The following is a 19,606-nucleotide window of genomic DNA, read 5'->3' as shown; positions in this document are numbered from 1 at the left end:
TGGAAGTGATTAGGTACCTAAAAGATAGGTTCCCGCGTATCGAGAGCCATTAAATTTGCATTTAGAAAATGCCACGGATCGAGCGGCTATCAGGGTCAGCGCGCGCATTGCGAGCATCAATTTCGCGGCGCGCTGGTGCCGCCCAAATCCGATGTTGATGTCCGGTTTGGCACGCGAATTTCAACCACGCCGTGATTGAGGGCCTGATGGCATGAATTGCATGCATCTGTCAGATCGGTATAGGCCTTGGCGAATGCTGCGCCGTCTTTGGATTGAATCGCGGTGCCGAGTTCGTTAAACGGCTGCTCCGTGACGGAGGTGATCATGTCCGGGAGGGAAATGTTGCCTTGAGTTGGGTGGGCGTGGCCCAGGCGATTGAACGCGCCTTTGAGATTTCCAAGCTCGTAGGCTGCAAAGTCCCAGCTGCCATCCTGCCAGGCGCGCCAGAGCCGCTCATGCCGCGGTTGAATGGTCTCGATCATCAGGTCGCTGATCCTCGGCAGATATTCGGTTGCCCGAGGTGAGGGCGCAGTCTCCCGATCTGCTGCCGCGCTGCGCGGGGCAGCGAGAAAAATTGCTAGGATGGCCGCTGCGCCAATTGCGATCGAGGCAACTGCGATCGGGCGACGACGGCGGCTTGTCGCTTCAATGCGGGTCATGTGCGCACCGGCAGCCCGGAAAGCAGTTTATCGAGTGTGATCGGATAGTCTCGAATGCGGACGCCGCACGCATTGTAGACCGCATTGGCGATCGAGGCGCCGGCGCCGCAGATGCCGAGTTCGCCGATGCCCTTGCTTTTCAGCGGATTGGATCTGTCGTCCAACTCGTCGAGAAAGATGGCGTCAATCGCCGGAATGTCGGCGTGCACCGGCACGTGGTATTCTGCGAGATCGTGATTGACGAACAAGCCGAAACGCGGATCGAGCGCCATCGCTTCCTGCAACGCCGCGCCGACGCCAAACGCCATTCCGCCGATCGCCTGTGAGCGTGCTGTCTTTGCGTTGAGAACACGGCCGGCGGTGAATACGCCGAGCATGCGCCGCAGCCGCACCTCACCGGTGTCTTCATCTACGCCGACCTCGGCGAAATGCGCGCCGTAAGATTGTTGCGAAAATTCCTTGTTGTTGCTGCCGGGCCGAATTTCGCCGTCTGCCTCCATCCCGGCGCCCACAAGGTCCGTCAGCTTTCTGGACTGTTCGCCCGATGCGATACTGCCGTTGGCGAACGTTGCGGTTGCCGAATCCATGCCGGCGGTCCGTGCCAGCTTTTCGCACAGCGCATTGCATGCCTCGAACAGGGCGGAGCCCGAGCTGCCCGCGCCCCATGAGCCACCTGAACCTGCCGCCTGCGGAAAGCTGGTATCACCGAGTTCGACCCGGACGCGTTCCGTCGGCAGGCCGAGCATCTCCGCTGCGATTTGCGCCAGGATGGTGTAGGTGCCGGTGCCGATGTCAGTCATCGCCATTCGCACGGTGCAAGTACCGTCGGGATCCAGTCGGACATTTGCCTTCGAAAGCAGAAGCGGATTGCCGCGTGTTGCCGCGGCCATGCCAATCCCTAGCAACCAGCGTCCATCGCGAAGCTGGCCCGGCTTTGGATTGCGTTTGTCCCATCCAAAGCGGCGCGCACCTTCCTGCATGCAGGGGATCAAGTGACGGCTGGAATAGGGAATATGCTTTTCCGGGTCTTCGCTCGGCTCGTTTCGAATGCGCAATTCGATCGGGTCGAGATTCAACTTCTCCGCAAGTTCGTCCATGGCACATTCGAGCGCCATCAAGCCGACGGCTTCGCCGGGCGCGCGCATTGACGAGGCGACCGGAATATCCAGTGGTGCAAGACGGTGTCGTGTCAATCGATTGGGCCCGGCATAGAGGGTGCGGGTCTGGAGGGCAGCGCCCTCATAGGTTTGCTCGCTGGGCAGATTGCCCGAGAAAACGTCGTGGCCGATGGCGAGGATCCGGCCCTCGCGATCGGTGCCCAGGCGCAGCCGCTGGATCGTGTCGGAGCGGTGCGTCGTGACGTGAAAGATCTGCTGCCGCGTCAGCGCGATTTTTACCGGCCGCTTGAGCTGCCGTGATGCGATAGCTGCCAGGACGGCATCGGCGTTGACCCACAGCTTGCCTCCAAAGCCGCCGCCGATGAACGGGCTGATCAGGCGAATGTTTTCGGCGGGAATTTTCAAGGTCGTCGCGATCACCCGCTGACCCTGGTTGAGCATCTGATTTGCCGTGTGCAGGGTCAACTTGTCGCCGTCCCACGCCGCAAGGGTGGCATGCGGTTCCATCATCGCGTGGCTCTGCAGCGGAGTGGTATAGGTCACGTCGAGTTGCACCGGAGCACCGGCGAATGCGCTTGCGAAATCGCCCACCGCGCTGTCGGCTGCTGGCGCATCGATTGGCTTTGGGACGCACGCCTCATTGAGGTTGCTACGCAGCGCGTATTTCCCGTTCGACCGATCGTATTTTACGTCTACGAGGTAAGCCGCCGCCCGGGCCTGCTCAAAACTTTCCGCAACCACGAACGCAACCGGCTGGCCGTAGCGCGTCACCTGCGGCCCGGTGAGCACGGGATGCGCTTCGCGGTGGTTGCCGGTGCCTTGCGCGGGCGCGTTGCGATGGGTGAGAACCAGCGCGACGCCCGGCGCCTTTTCCGCCGCCCGCGTGTCAATCGATTTGATCCTTCCTTTTCCGATCGAGGCCTCGACCACAAAACCATACAGCACGCTGTCCTGTTGCATCTCATAGGCGTAGCGCGCGCCGCCGGTAACCTTCAATGGCCCGTCCACGCGGTCGAGTGGCTTGCCGACGATGCCTGGTCTATCGAGGGCATTGGGACCAACGGGTGAGTTCATTTCCATGCGTTCGCTCCCTCAGGTCCGGGTCGTCTCTGCAAGCACGCTGTGCAGCGTGCGCCGCGTCAGCGGCACCTTGAAATCGTTGCCGCCGAACCCGCGCGCGCCTTCGAGAACGGCATCTGCGGCCGAGTTCAAAGTGGTCGTGTTCGCAGCTGCGTTGACCAACCTCTGCTCGGCCTGCGCCACCCGCCACGGCCTATGCGCCAACCCGCCGAAGGCCAGCCGGGCCGAGCGGATCCGGCCGCGCGTGCTATCGACGATTGCGGCGACGGAAACCAGCGCAAAGGCGTAGGAAGCACGATCGCGGACCTTTCGGTAAACCTGCACACCTGGAGGCGGCGGAGGCAGCGTCACCGCAGTGATAATCTCGCCTGGCTTGAGCGACGTCTCGATCTCGGGAGTGTCGCCGGGAAGACGATAGAACTCCGCGATCGGAATCACTTTGGTTTCGCCATGACGATTGACCGTCTCTACCTTGGCGTCAAGCGCCCGCATCGCCACCGCCATGTCGGACGGATGCGTCGCAATGCAGTGCTCGCTGGCACCCAAAATGGCGTGAATGCGGTTGAAGCCGGCGAGCGCCGCACAGCCGGAGCCGGGATTGCGCTTGTTGCAGGGCTTTGTGATGTCATAGAAATAGTAGCAGCGTGTTCGCTGCAGCAGGTTGCCACCGGTCGTTGCCTTGTTGCGCAACTGCGCACTGGCGCCTGCCAGCAGCGCGCGGCTGAGCACGCCGTAGCGCTGCCGTACGCGCGGGTCGGCAGCGAGATCGCTGTTGCGAACCAGCGCGCCGATACGCAGTCCGCCGTCAGGCGTCTCTTCGGTTTTGTCGAGCGGCAGGCGGTTGATATCGACCAGATTCGAAGGTGTCTCGACCTGCAATTTCATCAGGTCGAGCAAATTAGTGCCGCCGGCGATGATTTTCGCACCGGGCTGGACAGCGGCGGCGGCCGCTTGCGCCGTCGAATCGGTGCGTTGGTAGGTAAAGGCTTTCATGTCAGAGTCCTGAAGCTTGTTTGATGGCCGCCACGATGTTGGGATAGGCTGCGCAGCGACAGATGTTGCCGCTCATTCTCTCGCGGATTTCCGCATCGGTGAGTTCAGCGGCAGACTTCGTCAAGTCCTCGGTCACGTAGCTCGGCATGCCCGACCGGCTTTCGGCCAGCATTCCGATGGCCGAGCAGATCTGGCCGGAAGTGCAGTAACCGCACTGGAAACCGTCATGCTCGACGAAGGCTGTCTGCAATGGATGCAAATTCTTGCCTTGCACGAGCCCCTCGATCGTGGTGACCGATTGGCCATCATGCATCATAGCAAGCGTCAGGCAGGAATTGATGCGGCGTCCTTCAATCAGCACCGTGCACGCACCGCATTGGCCGTGATCGCACCCCTTTTTCGATCCGGTCAGCGCGAGGTGTTCCCGCAAGGCATCGAGCAGTGTCGTTCGGGGATCAAGCGTCAGCGAATGCGGACGGCCGTTGATCTGAAGTGCGACGCTCACGGGAGGCGGGGCCGGCTCATTGTTGTTGACGGAACCGGCGGCGATAGCGGCGCGCGGAAGCGCGGTCAACAACATCGCGGTAGTTCCGGCCTCGATGACGGTGCGGCGGGTAACCTCAAATCGAATTGGTGCATCCGGTTCTCTATTGGATTCGTGGTCGTCCATGATTGCTCCATGTTCGCAAAGTCAAGGCTAGTTGCAGGAAGGCATCGGGCTTACGGTCCGGTGCCGCCCTGCTTTCAGCAGGAAGACACCCGCTCACGGCCAGGCGTCGTCCGGAAGGTTGACGACGATGGGTGTCGCGGTGCTGCGCACGACCACCCATCGAAATGGTTCGAATTTCGAGGGGTTGATTTCCATGTGGGGCAGAAAGGCGGGAACATGAATGAAATCGCCGGCCTCGGCGCGCGCAACTGATTCTCCACTTATGCCCCAACGAATTTCGCAGACTCCCGAGAGTACGTAGGCGATCGTTTCCTGCTCTCCGTGATGATGAATTCCCGTCCGCGATCCCGGCTCTACTTCGAACAGGCCGCCCCAGATGGCCGACGCAATGCCAAGTGCCGGTGCGATCGCGGCGCGACGTTCGGAGCCCGGCGTCTGCGCGGTTCCTTGATCGAATTCAGCGGGGCTGACGATGCGAATTGCAGAAGAATTCATGGCGTCCTGGATCAATTTGGATCATCAGTTGGAAAGCTAAGCGACGGACAATTGGAGGACCACTAAATTGGAGTTTAGTGATCCGCGTTGCAGGGCGCGCGCAATTGTCGAAGCGATGGAGCGGGGCCGGTCGAGACACGTTTCATTCTGCAGGCGTCTCATTCTGCAGGCGTCGCCTCAGCCAGTCCGGTCTCCGCTCGCTTCTTTTCGCCGAACAGCCTGGTTTGCAGCCGGTCGAGGTAGATGTAGACGACCGGCGTCGTATAGAGGGTGAGAATCTGGGACAGGGCCAGACCGCCGACGATGGCGTAGCCGAGCGGCTGGCGAATCTCCGAGCCGACTCCCGTACCCACCATCATCGGCACGGCGCCAAGCAGCGCCGCCATCGTCGTCATGAGAATGGGACGAAAGCGCTTGATGCAGGCCTGATAGATCGATTCCTCTGTCGAGAGGCCCTCGTTCTGTTCGGCCTGCAAGGCGAAATCCACCAGCATGATGCCGTTCTTCTTGACGATGCCAATCAGCAGTATGATGCCGACGATTGCAATCACGCTCAGATCATAGTGAGCCGCCATCAGCAACAGCAGTGCGCCGACGCCGGCCGAAGGCAGCGTGGAGATAATGGTGATCGGGTGGATCACGCTCTCGTAGAGTACCCCGAGAATGATATAGATGACGAAGAGCGAGGCGAGGATGAGGATCGGCGTGCTCTTCAGGGACGCACCGAAAGCCTGCGCGTTGCCCTGGAAGCTGGTTTGCACTGAGAGAGGCGGATGCAGTTCCTTTTCGACCGCCTGAATAGCGCTGACCGCCTGGCCGATCGCGGTGCCCGGCGCGAGATTGAACGAGATCGTCACCGACGGGAACTGGCCGGTGTGGTTGATCACGAGGGGCGCGACCTTCACGACTGAATCGACCAGCGTGGATAAGGGCACCTGCTGCCCGCTCGACGATTTGACGTAGATGCCGTTGATCGCTTCGGGGCCGTACTGGAATTTCGGGTTCACTTCCAGAATGACGTGGTATTGCTGGAGCGTGGTGTACATAGTCGACACGATGCGTTGGCCGAAGGCGTCGTCGAGCGTATTGTCGATTGTGTAAGGCAGGATGCCGTAGCTCGATGCGACTTCGCGTTTGATCGTGATGTCGAGCAGTGGGCCGGAGCTGAGCTGGTCGGTGGCCACGTCGGTGATGCCGGGAACCGACTTGAACTTGTCAAGGAACAGCGACGCCCAATGGCTGAGCTCGCCGGGATCGGCGTCGTTCATCGTGTACTGGAATTGGGTCTTGTTCAGCCGCGCCCCGACCGTTATGTCCTGGGCCGCCTGCATGTAGAGCGTAATGCCCTGGATCTTGGCCAGGTTGGTCCGCAGCCTGGCGATCACCTTCTCGATCGGCTCACGCTGGTTGGCGGGCTTGAGTTGAATGAAGACGCGGCCATCGTTAAGTGTGTAGCTGCCGCCGCCGGCACCGACGGCCGAACCGATAGTCGCGACGGCCGGATCCCTCATGATGGCGTCGAGCAAGGCTTGCTGGCGCTCCTTCATCGCCTGGAAGGAAATGTCCTGTGCCGCCTCTGACTGCCCGATGATCAATCCGGTATCCTGTTGGGGGAAGAAGCCTTTTGGAATGACAACATAGAGGTAACCGGTCAGCGCAATCGTGCCCAGCATCACCATCAGCGTGGTGAAGCGGTGACGCAGCACGATCCTGAGGCCGCCCTCATATGCGTAGAGCAGACCGTCAAAGCCGCGCTCCGACATCCGGTAGAGCCACCCGTGCTCCTTGCTTTCAGGCTTGAGCAGATAAGCGCACATCATCGGCGTGAGCGTCCGCGAGATGATCAGCGACAGAACGAGCGCGACGCTCACGGTGATCGCGAACTCGCGGAACAGCAGGCCGACATAGCCGCCCATCAAGAACAATGGAATAAACACCGCAATCAGCGAGAACGTGATCGCCATGACGGTGAAGCCGATCTCGCCGGACCCCTTGAGCGCCGCGTCATACGGCGACATGCCATCCTCTATATGTCGTGTGATGTTCTCGATCTCGACGACGGCGTCGTCGACCACGAATCCGACTGCGATGGACAGGGCCATGAGCGAAAGGTTGTCCAGGCTGTAGCCCATTTCGTAGAGAACCGCGAAAGTGCCGATCAATGACAACGGCACGGTGACAGCCGGGATAATGGTCGCCCAGAGATTGCGCAGGAATATGAAGATGACCATGACGACCAGTGCAACGGTCAGCAGCAGGGTAAACTGCACGTCGGCGACCGATGCGCGGATGGTCTGGGTACGATCGGAAATGACATTTACCTTGACGGCAGCCGGGATCGAGGCTTGAAGCACAGGCATCATCGCCTTGATCCGACTCACCGTTTCGATAACGTTGGCGCCGGGCTGACGCTGGATCGCCAGAATGATCGCCCGCTTGTTGTTGTACCAGCCGGCGATCAACTCATTTTCTCCCGCGCTGACGGCGCGGCCGATATCGCGGATGCGGACCGGCGATCCGTTGCGATAGGCGATGACGAGGTCAGCGTATTGGTCGGGTTTGAACAGCTGATCATTGGTGTTCAGCGTATAGGTCTGGCGCGGGCTGTTGAGCGTACCCTTGGGGAGGTCGACGTTCGCTTGCCCAAGCACCGTTCGCACGTCCTCGAGGTTGATGCCGCGAGCTGCCAGTGCCTCCGGATCGACCTGGACGCGGACGGTCGGCTGCTGTGTACCTCCGACGCCGACGAGGCCGACGCCGGATACCTGCGAGATCTTTTGCAGCAGAATATTTTGCGCGTAGGCGTCGACAACGGTCAGCGGCAGGCTGTCCGAGGTGATGCCCAGAACTAAAATCGGCGTCTCCGCCGGGTTAACCTTGCGGATCAGTGGCGGATAGGGCAGGCCCGCCGGCAGGTACGCATTGGCGGCGTTGATGGCCGACAGCGTGTCGCTGACCGCGCCGTCGATCTGGCGATTCAGCTCGAACTGCAGGGTGATCTGGGTGTAGCCGAGCGCGCTGGCGGACGTCATCTGGGTGAGACCCGGGATTTCCCCGAATTGCAGTTCGAGCGGCGAAGCTACGGTGGAGGCCATGGTCTGCGGATCGGCGCCCGGGAGCTGCGCGGTGACAGTGAGCGTCGGGTAGTTGACGTTCGGCAGCGACGCGACCGGCAACAGCGGATAGGCGACCAGACCGCCCACCAACAGGGCGACCATCAGCAGCGCGGTCGCGATCGGCCGATAGATAAAGGGTGCGGAAATGTTCATGGGATGGGCGCCTGCAGGGCGTCCTGTGCGGCTTCTTCCTGTGCTGCCTTGCCGTGCAGCATCGTGACATGCGCCCCCGGCTGCAGCTTGTACTGCCCATCGACCACGACCTGCTCGTTTGCCTGCAGGCCGGAATCAATCAGCGCCTGTCCGTCGCTGATTTGCGCGACCTTGATTTGGCGAACTGCGGCGGTGTTGTCCGGATTGACCACGTAGGCGTAGGGGCCGGTCGGGCCTTGCTGCACGACGCCCGCGGGAATGGTCAGGCCGTTGTGCCGCGTGTCGACCAGCAGTCGCGCGTTGACGAGTTGGCCAGGCCAGAGCCGGCGCGACTTGTTGGAAAAATTCGCCTTGAGCTGGATTGAGCCGGTAGTCTGAAGAATCTCATTGTTGACGAGTCCGAGCACGCCCTGATCCAGTTTGACTGAATTGTCTTGGCTGTAGGCGAGAACCGGGAGCGCCGTTTTGGTTTGTTGCTGTTGCTGTTGGATTTGCGGCAGGACCGTCTCCGGTAACGTGAAGATCAGCGAAATCGGGTCGAGCTGCGTGACGACGACGAGGCCGTTTGCAGTCGACGGACTGATGATGTTGCCGACGTCGATCTGACGAATCCCGACCACGCCATCGATCGGCGACGTCAGGCGTGTGAAGCTAAGCTGCACCTTCGCAGCGTCGATCAGCGCCTGATCGGCCTTGATGGCCGCCTTCAGCTGACCGACTTGCGCCTTTTGTGTTTCGAGCAATTGCGGAGTTGCCCAGCCTTTCTCGCCCAGCGTCGTGTAGCGGGTGAGATTGGCCTGGGCATTTACCAGTTGCGCCTGATCGCGGTCCAGATTGCCCGTGTACTGATCAACCAGGGCCTGGTAGGGGCGTGGGTCGATCTGCGCGAGCAGGTCGCCTGCATGCACGGTTTGGCCTTCGGTGAAGTTGATGCTGATGATCTGCCCCTGGATCTGGGCGCGCACGACATCGGTGTTGTACGCGATCACCGTACCGACGCCCGTAAGATAGATCGGCACGTCATGCTGCGCGACCGTCGTGGCGACGATCGGCACCGTCGGTGGAGCGGGCGAGGCATCCGCCTTCTCGAAGGGATGAGAATGTATGGAGTACAGCAGGCCGCCGGCCGCACAAACGGCAGTCAGCAAGCACGACACAAGGATTTTGCGTTTCATGATGCTCCTCGTTGAGACACAAGACTGTTCAGCAGCCGGTACCTGTGCTGAGACACTGGAAGCTGCTTGTGCCTGTCGTGGAGGATGAAGCCGTGGACGGAGATGTAACCGTGGGCACCGGCGGCACCGCCGGAGCAGAAGTTCCGGCGATACCGAGCGTTGGCGAGATGGTCGGCAATGGCACCGCCGGCGTGCCACTGACCCCAAGGTTGCTGATCTCGGTCGAACCAAACGGAATTCCGGTTCGATTGACGCCACCAGGCGCGGTCGGCGACGTTGATGTTGGGGTCGACGATGAGGCCACGCTGCTTGAGCCGGAGCCGCACATTCCCGACATTCCCGCCGTGCCCAACGTTCCTGAGGTGGTCGACACTGCCGACGTGCTCAAGGGTCCGGAAGAGTTCGAGATCCCCGATGACGCTGACGATCCGGACATCGCCGTGCTGCTTGACGTTGCCCCGCCGGCCGTTCCCGCAGTGGCAGGCGTTCCGCTTCCAACGCCCATTCCCATTCCGCCGCCATCGAAACTCGTAGTGGATCCGAACATTGTTGATGGTGAGGTTCCCACGGTCGTGCATGCAGTGCCGCTGCTCGTGCTCGGTATTGTAATTGTGCCGGTCACGCCGGTGGGCGCTGGACTAAGTCCCCCCGAGATGATCTCGGTGGACCCAAGCGGGATTCCGGTCGGTCCGACTGACGTACCGGGGCCCTGTCCAAGCGGCGAGGTCGCGCCAAGTGTGGGCGTCGTCGGCAATGCACCAACCTGTGCGATGGCGCCGTTGCAGGCAAAGAGCGCCGGAAGCACTGCAGCAATCAACGCGAATCTCATTGTCATTCCCCTGTCGAAACCCGCGACGTCGCGGCGAGAGCTGTCGGCATCGGAAGCGAGCACCTTTCCGCAAGCCGCTGCCGGTTTTAGGCTTCGACCAGTAAATGGCTGGCGTCCCGATCGGTGCAATTAAAAATGCGTTTATTCTCTGACGCAGATCCGCTCTAGCTGGCGCCGATGACTGGCGCGACTGAGCAACTTTCCCAACGCTAAATCTTTTTTTAGTTGAGCATATCGCGCTCGATGGCGACGTTCATGATCTCAGATGGAAACGTCGTTCCGACACCGAAATGGTCTTTCGGCCATACATCACCGCGATTATGGAGAGCACAATGAGCGACGATGGTGTCGTAGGCGTCCACGAATACGAGGGAGCTGCGGCGGGGTGGGGCGCTCTGAAAGCGGTGGCGGACGCCGACGAAGAAGGCCAATTTCATCGTTTATCCCGGGATAGATGAGGATCCCTGCGTGCCGGATCGTGAAGCCCTCACGCTCGCAACGATCAGAAGTCACGATCAGTACAACACGACGATCTACGGCATGAATGATCGCTATCGTGGAATTACGGGGCGGCGCAACGTTGTGTTCGTCAATGAGAGCGACCTCGCCAGCTGCGGCTTGAAGCATGGCGATCCCGTCGATATCACCGTCGTGTCCGATACCAGATCGAAAGCTGGCGAGCGGATCATGCGCAACCTGACGGCTGTCGCCTACAATATCGCGCAGGGTTCGATCGCGACGTATTATCCGGAGGCGAATGTCCTGGTTGCGCTCGATCATTACGACGCTAAATCCGGAACGCCGTCCTACAAGTCGACTCCGGTTTTGATCCGCGCTTCGCGAAAGCCGGACGTGGAGGGCACGCGCGCGGACGTGCGGGCATCAATCTCAAGGGATCTGACCAGTGCAATGCTCTAAGGGAGCGGGCTGATCTGCGGATTAGCGACGGGAATTTAAAGGGCGGGTCGGAACCTGGTTCAGCCCGCCCAAGCCTGCTGAACCTACGCCGGTGCCTGCAAGGCGAGATTCTTGGCCGCTTTTCGCACCTTTTCGAACGCGCGCGCCTCGATCTGCCGTATGCGTTCGCGGGAGACATTGAAGTTCGCCGCCAGGTCCTCAAGTGTCATTGGTTCGTCGGCCAAACGTCGCGCCTCGAAGACGCGGCGCTCGCGGTGGTCCAGCACATCGATTGCGGCGGTCAAAGCCTTGAGCCGGCGCTCCTTCTCGTCCTGTTCGACCACGATGGCTTCCGGCGAGAGAGATTGATCAACGAGATGATCCTGCCATTCGCCGGTTTCACCGTTACTGTGCATCGGAGCATTGATCGATTTATCACCGCCGAGCCGTCGATTCATGTCGACGACGTCCTGGCTCGTGACATCAAGGTCCTTTGCGATCAGTGCCACCTGGTCGGGGTGCAGGTCGCCGCTTTCCAATGCGGCGATCCTGCTTTTCGCGGATCGTAGCTTGAAGAACAGCTTCTTTTGGTTCGCGGTGGTGCCAATCTTCACAAGTGACCACGAACGCAGGATGTAATCGTGTATGGAAGCCCTGATCCACCACATCGCGTAGGTGGCAAAGCGAAAGCCTTTTTCAGGTTCAAAGCGGTTCACGGCCTGCATCAGGCCAACGTTCCCTTCAGCGATAATTTCCGAAACGGGCAAACCGTAGCCGCGGTAACCCATGGCGATCTTGACGGCGAGACGCAGATGACTTGTAACGAGCTGATTCGCAGCATCACGGTCGCCGTGTTCGCGCCAACGTTTGGCGAGGTTGTATTCCTCGTGTCTTTCCAGCATCGCGAAACGCCTGATGCCGTCGAGGTAACTTCTGCCGCGCCCGCTTCTAGCGAACGCTGGTTCGCGCCGTGTTCGAACTGTGAAGCCTGCGAATTGTCCCTCAATGCTCATATCAGTCGCTCCGTCGTGCAGGCTGGATATCGTCCGCCACTGAAAGTCGAGCGGATCACCAGATGATAGGCGTAGCGCGCGGACGGCCTATTAAATTGACGTTTAGGACATTAAATTCGAATTCAAACATTGGGCGCGCTTTCAAAAACTTCCTTACTGCACGAAAGCGGCCGCTCGCGGGCCTCTGTAGCAGCGCCGCTTTGATTCGCTTCGGCAATGGCGCGCGGCATTCAGTTCGGCTCACCCGGCAGAGCTGGCGTTCTGTTTTTCGCCAATTCTCGAGGTGAGCCCGTTGAAGCCGCGCGTTCGAGGTTTCCGGATCGGCCTATCCGTTCAGTAGTCGCAGTAGTACGGATGGTTGTATGTGTGGTATGGATAGTACGGACAACCGAGTCCGTAGTCGTAATAGCCGCCGCCGGCGAAGCGGTGCCGTTCGCCGCCAAAGCGGCCGTGGCCGACATGCGCGATGGCACCTGCGCCAAAGCTGCCGACGCGGCCGGCACCAAAGCTACCGATGTGGCCGCCACCAAAGCCGCCGACGCGGCCGCCACCAAAGCCACCGATGTGGCCGCCACCAAAGCCGCCGATGTGACCGCCGCCAAAGCCGCCGCCGCCATGACCACCGCCGCCGCCACCACCGCCGCGGGCTTGGGCACCAGTAGCCAACAGGCTGCCTGCGAGCACTGCGCTCGCCAAAATCATCATCACTCGTCCTCTCATGATATTCTCCTTTGGAATTGGCGGACTATCCGCCACAGGTCTTCTCGCGCCGGCGCTTCCGCGGAAGGCAAACGCCACCGCCACGATGGAGCGAAGATGGGGATGCTTGGTTCTCGCCTCTATTAAATTCGAATTCACGAAGCCAGGATGCTTCACTCGGCACGTCGCACTGGAACGCCGCTGGCCGATTTTTTCGGACCAGCTCACGCAGAGACTGATCGCGGCTGCAGACGCGCTGTTACTCCAAAAAAGTCGGACGACGCGCGCCCGCCTCCTGCAGGGAGGAGGGACTAAGGCGTGGCGCACGCCGTCCGCCGCACAACCGCATGATAACGCCGCGAGGGACAAGCGCGGCGCGGCTGTTCCAAGCATGGTCTAGGCCCCGAAACCAGATCGCGCCATTAAATAGTAGTTTAGTAATCATCCCGCACCGTTCGCGGCGATCGGGTTAACCGTGCCCGTATCGCTTGCGATACACGGCAGGTGTCACACCGATATGGCGAACAAAGACGCGGCGCAGCGTGTCCGCGTTGGCGAAGCCGCACTGTACCGCCACCTGCTTGGGCGCGTTGCGTCCCGTCTCCAGGAGCCGCCGAGCGGTGGAGACACGCGCGGTTTCGACCCACGCTGCCGGGGTCATCCCAACCTCATGTCGAAACAGCCGCGCGAAATGGCGTGGGCTCAGGCCCGCGCGCGCGGCGAGCTTGTCGACACCATGATTGTCGGCGGGGTGCGCGGCGATAAAGCGCTGGACCTGCTGCAGCGCTGAACGTCCCAAAGGCGCCACCTCGCCCTTGCGGCTGAACTGCAATTGGCCGCCGGGGCGCCTGAAGAACATCACGAGCTGGCTCGCCACGCGCTTGGCGATATCGCGACCAAGGTCTTCCTCGACAAGCGCCAAGGCGAGATCGAGCCCGGCGGTGACGCCAGCCGCCGTGCGCAGTCTGCCGTCGCGTACATGAATGGCGTCGGCGTCCAACTTGGTTAAAGGATAGGCCCGCGCAAGCCGCTCGGCGACCGCCCAGTGCGTGGTCACGTGCTTGCCGTCGAGCAAGCCCGCCGCGCCCAGGAAAAAGGCGCCGCTGCACACCGAGCCGTAGCGTCGCGCGGTCGAAGCGACCCGCCGCAGCCAGCTCACGATCAGGTGATCGAGTTGCATCTGCGCGGCATTCGGCGAACCGGCGATCAAGAGCGTGTCGATCGCCTCAAAGTGCATGTGGCCGATAACGCCATCCGGCAGCAGCCGTGCGCCGGAGGACGAGCGGATGTCGCCAGCGGCGGTGGCAATCACGCGCAGTCGGTAGGACTCCCTGCCGGCCTGCACATTGGCTTCGGCGAACACATCAAGCGGGCCTGATACGTCGAGAAGCTGGACGCCTGGCAGCGCGAGGATCGCGATCGTGCGGGTGACTGGCTTCTGAGAGTTGGCTTTCGGCATAGGCAACCGGCGTGTCTGTTTTGGACCGATAATGGCAGATTTCGACGTAGTGCATCGGTGGCAGCTGGACAACGACGCGACCAACTTTTCCGGCAATGGATCACACTGGAGAAGGCCCATGACTTCGACCTTGATAGCGACCTCGTCGATTGCGGGGATCAAAGTTCCCGACAGCAAGCTCGCCCGCGCTGTCACTGAATTGGTGCGCGATACCGAAACGCCGCTGCTCTTCCATCATTCCAGCCGCGTCTATTACTTCGGCGGGCTCGCGGGAAAGAGCCGCGGCCTCAAGTTCGATCCCGAATTGCTCTACACCGGCGCGATGTTCCACGACATGGGTTTGACCCATCAGCACAGCAGCACGCAGGAACGCTTCGAGGTTGACAGCGCAAATGCCGCACGCGACTTCCTGCGAAGCCACGGAGTCCATCAACAAGACATTGAAACCGTCTGGACCGCGATCGCCTTGCATACGACGCCGGGTATCCCCCAGCACATGCACCCGGTCGTAGCTCTGGTGACGGCCGGCGTCGAAATGGATGTGATGGGACTGGCTTATCCCGAATACAGCGCCGCCGAGCGCGAGGCGGTGGTGCATGCCCATCCGCGTAGCGCGCGTTTCAAAGAAGACATCATCCAAGCCTTCTACGACGGCAACAAGCACAAGCCGAAGACGACCTTCGGCAACGTCAATGCAGACGTGCTCGCGGACAAGGATCCACACTTCCATCGCAGCAATTTCTGCAGCGTCATCCGAGGATCTGCCTGGCGCGGGTAAGCCCCGCTACCCGTACGATCGAAAGCAAAGCACTGACGCTGTTCCAAACGTCGGCCGAACAGGCAGGCTCAATGACTGCGTACGCGATTTAACACAACAGAGGAGCTGATCATGGCTACAGAGAAACTGTTTACGAACGCAACCGGGGCGCCGGTCGCAGACAACACCAACATCATGACGGCCGGTCGACGCGGTCCGGCGCTGCTGCAGGATATCTGGCTGATCGAGAAGATGGCGCATTTCGACCGGGAGGTGATCCCGGAGCGGCGTATGCACGCCAAGGGCTGGGGTGCCTACGGCGCCTTCACGGTGACCCACGACATCACCCGTTTGACCAAGGCCAGGATTTTCTCGAAGATCGGGAAGCAGACACCGATGTTCGCGCGCTTCTCGACCGTCGCCGGCGAGCGCGGCGCGGCCGATGCGGAACGCGACATTCGCGGTACCGCCCTCAAGTTCTACACCGAGGAGGGCAACTGGGACATCGTCGGCAACAACACGCCGGTATTCTTCTTCCGCGACCCGCTGCGGTTCTCGGATCTCAACCATGCCATCAAGCGCGACCCGCGCACCGGGCTGCGCAGCGCGGACAACAATTGGGATTTCTGGACGCTGCTCCCCGAGGCGCTGCATCAGGTCACCATCACCATGTCCGATCGCGGCATCCCGAAGAGCTTCCGCAACATGCATCTCTTCGGCAGCCATACCTACTCGATGATCAATGCCGCCAATGAACGTGTCTGGGTCAAGTTTCACTTCCGCACCCAGCAGGGAATCGCGAACCTCACCGACGCGGAGGCCGAGGCCATCGTCGCCAGGGATCGCGAAAGCAACGGCCGCGACCTCCTCAACGCGATCGAGGAGGACGACTTTCCGCGATGGACGCTTTTCATTCAGGTGATGACTGACGCTCAGGCGAAGACGCATCGGCACAATCCTTTCGACGTGACGAAGGTCTGGCCGAAGGCGGAGTATCCGCTAATCGAGGTCGGCGTGATGGAGCTCAACCGCTATCCGGAGAACTATTTCGCGGAAGTGGAACAGGCGGCCTTCTCACCCGCCAACATCGTGCCCGGCATCGGTTTCTCGCCGGACAAGATGCTCCAGGGAAGACTGTTCTCCTATGGCGACACCCAGCGCTACCGGCTCGGTATCAATTTCAACCACATCCCGGTCAATGCCCCCCAATGCCCGTTCCGCAGCTATCACCGCGATGGCAAGATGCGCACCGACGGCAATTCGGGCGGAGCGCTTACCTATAATCCCAACAGTGCAGGACTTTGGGACAACCAGCCCGATTTCGCCGAGCCGCCCATGCCGATCGAGGGCGAAGCGGCGCACTTCGATCATCGCGTCGACGATGATCACTGGGAGCAGCCGGGCAACCTATTCCGAAAAATGAGCACGGCGCAGCGCCGGGCGCTGTTCGAAAACACGGCGCGCGCAATGGGCGATGCCAAGCTGCACATCAAGCAGCGCCACGTCGTCAATTGCACCCGTGCCGATCCTGCGTACGGCGCTGGCGTCGCCAAAGCCCTCGGGCTGGAACACAGTGTGCTGGCGGCCGAGTAGTCGCATTGGACCAATTGTTCGGCCGCGGGCGTCTCCGTTTGCACACGGTGACGCCCGTGCTGCCTGACGTCCGACGGGCGATCTTCCCGTACAGAACACCCGGCAGGCAGCTCAGAACGGCGCAGGGTATTGCGACCAGTTGCTGACCAGGCGGCTCAGCACCGCGCGAGAGATCACCGCGACAAGCGTGAAGGGCAACACGACCGGAAACGCAAACCATGGTCCGGAGTGCAACAGAGCAGGACACATCGCCAGAGCAACCGCTGGCGGATGAAAGACCCGGAGCAAGGGCAGGATGATCATCGCGGCGAGCGCTGCCAGCAGCGCTGTGCCGGGACCGAAGCCAAGTACCACGCTGAGCACGGTACCTATCGCAGCGCCGAATACCGAGCCGAACACCACTGCGATGGGTTGGGCGATCGGGACATTCGGCAGATAGACCAGGATCGTCAGTGTCGCCGCGAAAGGCGGGATCAGGAAGAGCCCGACATCTCGAAAATGGAGCCAGGTCAAAAAGCTGAGCAGCCCGGCCATCCAGGGGCAACCGAATATATCAGGGCGATGCAGCGTGCACCAAGACTTGAGCACGCGGTCGAGCATCCGAGTTTACCCCCGCGGATTGGCGAGGGAATCCGGCGTGCGCGGCGAGGCAGCGCTCGGATATTCGTTGAACGCATCTATCACACGTGCGGAGTAGACAAGCGCAGCCCCGGCGTTGACGGCCGTGGCGACTCCCAGAGCTTCGGCAATCTCTTCCTTGGTCGCGCCGCGTTTGATTGCGGCCTCAGTATGCACCGTAATGCAACCGTCGCAACGCAAGGTGACGGCCACCGCCAGAGCGATGAGTTCGCGGACTTTTGCGCCAAGCAGATCCGTCTTTTGGCCAGCCGCACTCAGGGCCATATATCCCTTGATCGTGTCGGGGCTGAGTTGGCCGATTTCTTTGACGCCGGCCGCCAGTTGTTTGCGATAGTCGTTCCAATCGAGCATCATGCTGTGTCCTTCACATCGAACAGTTCGCGACCACCTGTGACGGGCTGGAGACGAAGCGGACCGTCAAATGACAATTCCCGGATATCTGAACTCTGTCATCATGCCGGTAACCATGTGGTAGAGATTGTGACAGTGCAACGCCCATCGTCCCGGATTGTCGGCGTCGAAAGCAATCCGGACCCGGCCCATCGGCATCACCAGGAGCGTGTCGCGCACGGCCCCGTGAATCGGTTGCCCATCAATAGCGATCACCTGGAACACATGGCCGTGCAGATGGATCGGATGCGCCATCATGGTGCGGTTGACCAGATCGATCTCGACGCGTTGTCCCTTTGTGAGCATGAGCGGCGAGACCCGCGGCCAATACTCGCCGTTCATGGACCATGCATATGGCTTCATTCCGCCACCGAGAACGATGGTCTGGACGATATCCGCGGAGCGCGGCGGCAGCGGCTCCACGGCCATAAGCCGGGCCTCCAGCGACAGGTCGACCGGCGGGGCGGCTTGCGCGCCGTCGGCTATCCGCGGAATGCGCGCACCTGGCGTGGCCAGGACGATCCCCGTCTGCCGGCTGTCGCCTTCCAGTTGTGCAAGAATGGGAAACGCGCCGGCCCCCGGTAAATCGATGAGTATATCGAGGCGTTGGGCCATCGCGAGCGGAAAGCGGTTGCCCGCCACTGCATGTGCGGGATGGCCATCGGTCGCGACCACGCGGCCGACGAGTTCACCGAGGTCGACCCAGAACTGACTTGAGGACGCGCCATTGATGACCCGGAGGCGTATGCGACCGCCGCGTTCGACGGGCACGATCTCGGGATCTGCCAAGGTTCGATCATTGGCAAGGAACGCGTCGTAGTGAACGTCATTCAGATCCATGTGCATTTGCGTGTCGCCTGGTGCTGGCACGGTCATTCCGGGCATTGCTACGCCTGGCACATCGGCGTCCGTTTTCACGACGCGTGGTTTGGGTGCAGTGGCGTCGCCCTTGCTAGCTGGGGCCTCCTCGGCCTTGCGCGCCACGGCCTGTGCAGCGGCGACGCTCGTGCCAGTGAGACCCGCGAGCACCTCCTGCGGCGTTCGGAAGGTGAAGTCATGCAGCATGAGGACGACGTCCTGGCGATCCTCGCGAAGCTCCGCGTCTCTATGGACGATAAGGGGCGCGGTCATCAGGCTCTGCTCCTGCACATCGTGATGCGAGTGCATCCAGTACGTGCCGGGAATCGGAGCATAGTCATAAGATTGAACAGCGCCGTTTGCGATCGGCGGGGTCTGCGGCCAGGGAAAACCATCCTGCGTCCAGGGTGGAAGCTGCCCATGCCAGTGGACAAGAGTGCGTGCGCCGGATTCGTTGGCGAGCTCCACGCGAAATCGTTCACCCGCAGCGAGGCGAATGCCGGGACGCCCGTCCGGACCTGTCAGCCCGAAGACTTTGGCTGGTCGGCCGTTCACCTCCAGCATGCGCGTTCCTGCGACAAGACGCTTGGGAGCAGGCGGAGCCCCGCGCGCGGCATCGGGCAAGATCGGCAGTACGCTCGCAGCAAGTGCAGTATGCAGAAATCGGCGGCGCGAGAAGGGGTTGCTCATAACCCCGCTCCTTCGTCGTCAGCGCGGGCGCGACTGGAGAACAGCAGCAACGCCAGTCCAATGCTCAAGCCCAGGGTTGCGACGACGTCGAGCACAAACGCAACATAACTCTGGCGATCCACGTTGCTATCCGCGATTTCATCAGAGATGGTGGCGCGGGTCGCGATTGCCACGACAAGCAATGCGAGCATCGTGGCAGCAACAATCACATCGTGGGTGCGTGACGATCCACGGCGTCTCGCAAAGAGCTTGCCCCAGTCCAGATCCCTTGTAGTTTTGCGATGAACGAAGTCAGGAACAAGTGTCATGGCGCTTCATCCTGA

Annotated in this window: 19 protein-coding genes; 4 read left to right on the top strand and 15 right to left on the bottom strand. The window is 61.1% G+C overall.

From position 1 onward, the window contains the following. Positions 1 to 116 precede the first annotated feature (116 nt). From J6497_RS19360 to J6497_RS19330, 7 genes are all read right to left on the bottom strand, one after another. Entirely contained in the window at positions 117 to 659 is a 543-nt protein-coding gene (locus J6497_RS19360; protein ID WP_225705862.1) for a cytochrome c, read from the bottom strand. Next, positions 656 to 2,857: a molybdopterin cofactor-binding domain-containing protein gene (locus J6497_RS19355; protein WP_225705861.1), complete on the bottom strand. Its 2,202-nt coding sequence runs from the start codon at positions 2,855 to 2,857 to the stop codon at positions 656 to 658. Before J6497_RS19355 ends, J6497_RS19360 begins: the two co-directional genes overlap by 4 nt. Before the next feature lie 12 nt (positions 2,858 to 2,869). Continuing rightward, positions 2,870 to 3,850 (bottom strand): FAD binding domain-containing protein, encoded by a 981-nt coding sequence (locus J6497_RS19350; protein WP_225705860.1) that lies wholly within the window; start codon positions 3,848 to 3,850, stop codon positions 2,870 to 2,872. A gap of 1 nt (position 3,851) precedes the next feature. After that, positions 3,852 to 4,520, bottom strand: coding sequence for a 2Fe-2S iron-sulfur cluster-binding protein (locus J6497_RS19345; protein ID WP_225705859.1), 669 nt, complete (start codon positions 4,518 to 4,520; stop codon positions 3,852 to 3,854). 93 nt (positions 4,521 to 4,613) lie between these two features. Next, positions 4,614 to 5,030 (bottom strand): cupin domain-containing protein, encoded by a 417-nt coding sequence (locus J6497_RS19340; protein ID WP_225705858.1) that lies wholly within the window; start codon positions 5,028 to 5,030, stop codon positions 4,614 to 4,616. Between the two features lie 143 nt (positions 5,031 to 5,173). Further along, the gene (locus tag J6497_RS19335; protein ID WP_225705857.1) at positions 5,174 to 8,284 is read right to left on the bottom strand and encodes an efflux RND transporter permease subunit; all 3,111 of its coding nucleotides are present in this window, start codon (positions 8,282 to 8,284) and stop codon (positions 5,174 to 5,176) included. Beyond that, entirely contained in the window at positions 8,281 to 9,459 is a 1,179-nt protein-coding gene (locus J6497_RS19330) for an efflux RND transporter periplasmic adaptor subunit (protein ID WP_225705856.1), read from the bottom strand. The genes J6497_RS19335 and J6497_RS19330 overlap by 4 nt, the downstream gene beginning before the upstream one ends. 92 nt (positions 9,460 to 9,551) lie before the next feature. On the opposite strand from J6497_RS19330, the gene J6497_RS19325 reads away from it, so the two are divergent. Continuing rightward, the gene (locus J6497_RS19325; protein WP_225705855.1) at positions 9,552 to 10,421 is read left to right on the top strand and encodes a hypothetical protein; all 870 of its coding nucleotides are present in this window, start codon (positions 9,552 to 9,554) and stop codon (positions 10,419 to 10,421) included. 88 nt (positions 10,422 to 10,509) lie between these two features. Here J6497_RS19325 and J6497_RS19320 read toward each other — a convergent pair whose 3' ends face one another. Then, a complete protein-coding gene (locus J6497_RS19320) occupies positions 10,510 to 10,725 on the bottom strand; it encodes a hypothetical protein (RefSeq protein ID WP_225705854.1) in 216 nt (71 codons plus the stop codon). A gap of 31 nt (positions 10,726 to 10,756) precedes the next feature. Between J6497_RS19320 and J6497_RS19315 the strand changes: the two genes are divergently transcribed. Continuing rightward, positions 10,757 to 11,206, top strand: coding sequence for a molybdopterin dinucleotide binding domain-containing protein (locus J6497_RS19315; protein WP_225705853.1), 450 nt, complete (start codon positions 10,757 to 10,759; stop codon positions 11,204 to 11,206). An 83-nt stretch (positions 11,207 to 11,289) separates the two neighbouring features. On the opposite strand, the gene rpoH is transcribed toward J6497_RS19315, so the two are convergent. From rpoH to J6497_RS19300, 3 genes are all read right to left on the bottom strand, one after another. Next, the gene (gene rpoH, locus J6497_RS19310) at positions 11,290 to 12,198 is read right to left on the bottom strand and encodes an RNA polymerase sigma factor RpoH (RefSeq protein ID WP_225705852.1); all 909 of its coding nucleotides are present in this window, start codon (positions 12,196 to 12,198) and stop codon (positions 11,290 to 11,292) included. Positions 12,199 to 12,531: 333 nt separating this feature from the next. Then, the gene (locus tag J6497_RS19305; protein WP_225705851.1) at positions 12,532 to 12,918 is read right to left on the bottom strand and encodes a hypothetical protein; all 387 of its coding nucleotides are present in this window, start codon (positions 12,916 to 12,918) and stop codon (positions 12,532 to 12,534) included. Between the two features lie 448 nt (positions 12,919 to 13,366). Next, the gene (locus J6497_RS19300) at positions 13,367 to 14,356 is read right to left on the bottom strand and encodes a GlxA family transcriptional regulator (RefSeq protein WP_225705850.1); all 990 of its coding nucleotides are present in this window, start codon (positions 14,354 to 14,356) and stop codon (positions 13,367 to 13,369) included. 118 nt (positions 14,357 to 14,474) lie between these two features. On the opposite strand from J6497_RS19300, the gene J6497_RS19295 reads away from it, so the two are divergent. Both J6497_RS19295 and J6497_RS19290 read left to right on the top strand, forming a co-directional pair. Beyond that, positions 14,475 to 15,134 (top strand): HD domain-containing protein, encoded by a 660-nt coding sequence (locus J6497_RS19295; RefSeq protein ID WP_225705911.1) that lies wholly within the window; start codon positions 14,475 to 14,477, stop codon positions 15,132 to 15,134. Between the two features lie 111 nt (positions 15,135 to 15,245). Then, positions 15,246 to 16,706, top strand: a complete 1,461-nt coding sequence (locus J6497_RS19290; protein ID WP_225705849.1) for a catalase — start codon at positions 15,246 to 15,248, stop codon at positions 16,704 to 16,706. Between the two features lie 111 nt (positions 16,707 to 16,817). On the opposite strand, the gene J6497_RS19285 is transcribed toward J6497_RS19290, so the two are convergent. The 4 genes from J6497_RS19285 to J6497_RS19270 all read right to left on the bottom strand — a co-directional run bounded on the left by J6497_RS19285 (position 16,818) and on the right by J6497_RS19270 (position 19,591). Next, on the bottom strand, positions 16,818 to 17,306 hold the full coding sequence (locus tag J6497_RS19285; RefSeq protein WP_225705848.1) for an HPP family protein: 489 nt from the start codon (positions 17,304 to 17,306) through the stop codon (positions 16,818 to 16,820). 6 nt (positions 17,307 to 17,312) lie between these two features. Further along, complete coding sequence (locus J6497_RS19280; protein WP_225705910.1) at positions 17,313 to 17,696, bottom strand: carboxymuconolactone decarboxylase family protein; 384 nt, start codon at positions 17,694 to 17,696, stop codon at positions 17,313 to 17,315. 66 nt (positions 17,697 to 17,762) lie between these two features. Further along, positions 17,763 to 19,283 (bottom strand): multicopper oxidase family protein, encoded by a 1,521-nt coding sequence (locus J6497_RS19275; protein ID WP_225705847.1) that lies wholly within the window; start codon positions 19,281 to 19,283, stop codon positions 17,763 to 17,765. Further along, a complete protein-coding gene (locus J6497_RS19270; RefSeq protein ID WP_225705846.1) occupies positions 19,280 to 19,591 on the bottom strand; it encodes a hypothetical protein in 312 nt (103 codons plus the stop codon). The genes J6497_RS19275 and J6497_RS19270 overlap by 4 nt, the downstream gene beginning before the upstream one ends. Positions 19,592 to 19,606 lie beyond the last annotated feature (15 nt).

The sequence above is a fragment of the Bradyrhizobium cenepequi genome, from assembly GCF_020329485.1.
Classification (GTDB): domain Bacteria; phylum Pseudomonadota; class Alphaproteobacteria; order Rhizobiales; family Xanthobacteraceae; genus Bradyrhizobium; species Bradyrhizobium cenepequi.
This window is presented reverse-complemented; position numbering and strand designations above follow the sequence as displayed.

What these genes read in the sequence shown, in the direction of transcription:
- J6497_RS19350 (WP_225705860.1), bottom strand. Translation starts at nt 3,850, where the DNA reads ATGAAAGCCTTTACCTACCAACGCACCGATTCGACGGCGCAAGCGGCC.
- J6497_RS19270 (WP_225705846.1), bottom strand. Translation starts at nt 19,591, where the DNA reads ATGACACTTGTTCCTGACTTCGTTCATCGCAAAACTACAAGGGATCTG.
- J6497_RS19305 (WP_225705851.1), bottom strand. Translation starts at nt 12,918, where the DNA reads ATGAGAGGACGAGTGATGATGATTTTGGCGAGCGCAGTGCTCGCAGGC.
- J6497_RS19345 (WP_225705859.1), bottom strand. Translation starts at nt 4,520, where the DNA reads ATGGACGACCACGAATCCAATAGAGAACCGGATGCACCAATTCGATTT.
- J6497_RS19300 (WP_225705850.1), bottom strand. Translation starts at nt 14,356, where the DNA reads ATGCCGAAAGCCAACTCTCAGAAGCCAGTCACCCGCACGATCGCGATC.
- J6497_RS19355 (WP_225705861.1), bottom strand. Translation starts at nt 2,857, where the DNA reads ATGGAAATGAACTCACCCGTTGGTCCCAATGCCCTCGATAGACCAGGC.
- J6497_RS19360 (WP_225705862.1), bottom strand. Translation starts at nt 659, where the DNA reads ATGACCCGCATTGAAGCGACAAGCCGCCGTCGTCGCCCGATCGCAGTT.
- J6497_RS19335 (WP_225705857.1), bottom strand. Translation starts at nt 8,284, where the DNA reads ATGAACATTTCCGCACCCTTTATCTATCGGCCGATCGCGACCGCGCTG.
- J6497_RS19290 (WP_225705849.1), top strand. Translation starts at nt 15,246, where the DNA reads ATGGCTACAGAGAAACTGTTTACGAACGCAACCGGGGCGCCGGTCGCA.
- J6497_RS19295 (WP_225705911.1), top strand. Translation starts at nt 14,475, where the DNA reads ATGACTTCGACCTTGATAGCGACCTCGTCGATTGCGGGGATCAAAGTT.
- J6497_RS19285 (WP_225705848.1), bottom strand. Translation starts at nt 17,306, where the DNA reads ATGCTCGACCGCGTGCTCAAGTCTTGGTGCACGCTGCATCGCCCTGAT.
- J6497_RS19320 (WP_225705854.1), bottom strand. Translation starts at nt 10,725, where the DNA reads ATGAAATTGGCCTTCTTCGTCGGCGTCCGCCACCGCTTTCAGAGCGCC.
- J6497_RS19275 (WP_225705847.1), bottom strand. Translation starts at nt 19,283, where the DNA reads ATGAGCAACCCCTTCTCGCGCCGCCGATTTCTGCATACTGCACTTGCT.
- rpoH (WP_225705852.1), bottom strand. Translation starts at nt 12,198, where the DNA reads ATGAGCATTGAGGGACAATTCGCAGGCTTCACAGTTCGAACACGGCGC.
- J6497_RS19330 (WP_225705856.1), bottom strand. Translation starts at nt 9,459, where the DNA reads ATGAAACGCAAAATCCTTGTGTCGTGCTTGCTGACTGCCGTTTGTGCG.
- J6497_RS19280 (WP_225705910.1), bottom strand. Translation starts at nt 17,696, where the DNA reads ATGCTCGATTGGAACGACTATCGCAAACAACTGGCGGCCGGCGTCAAA.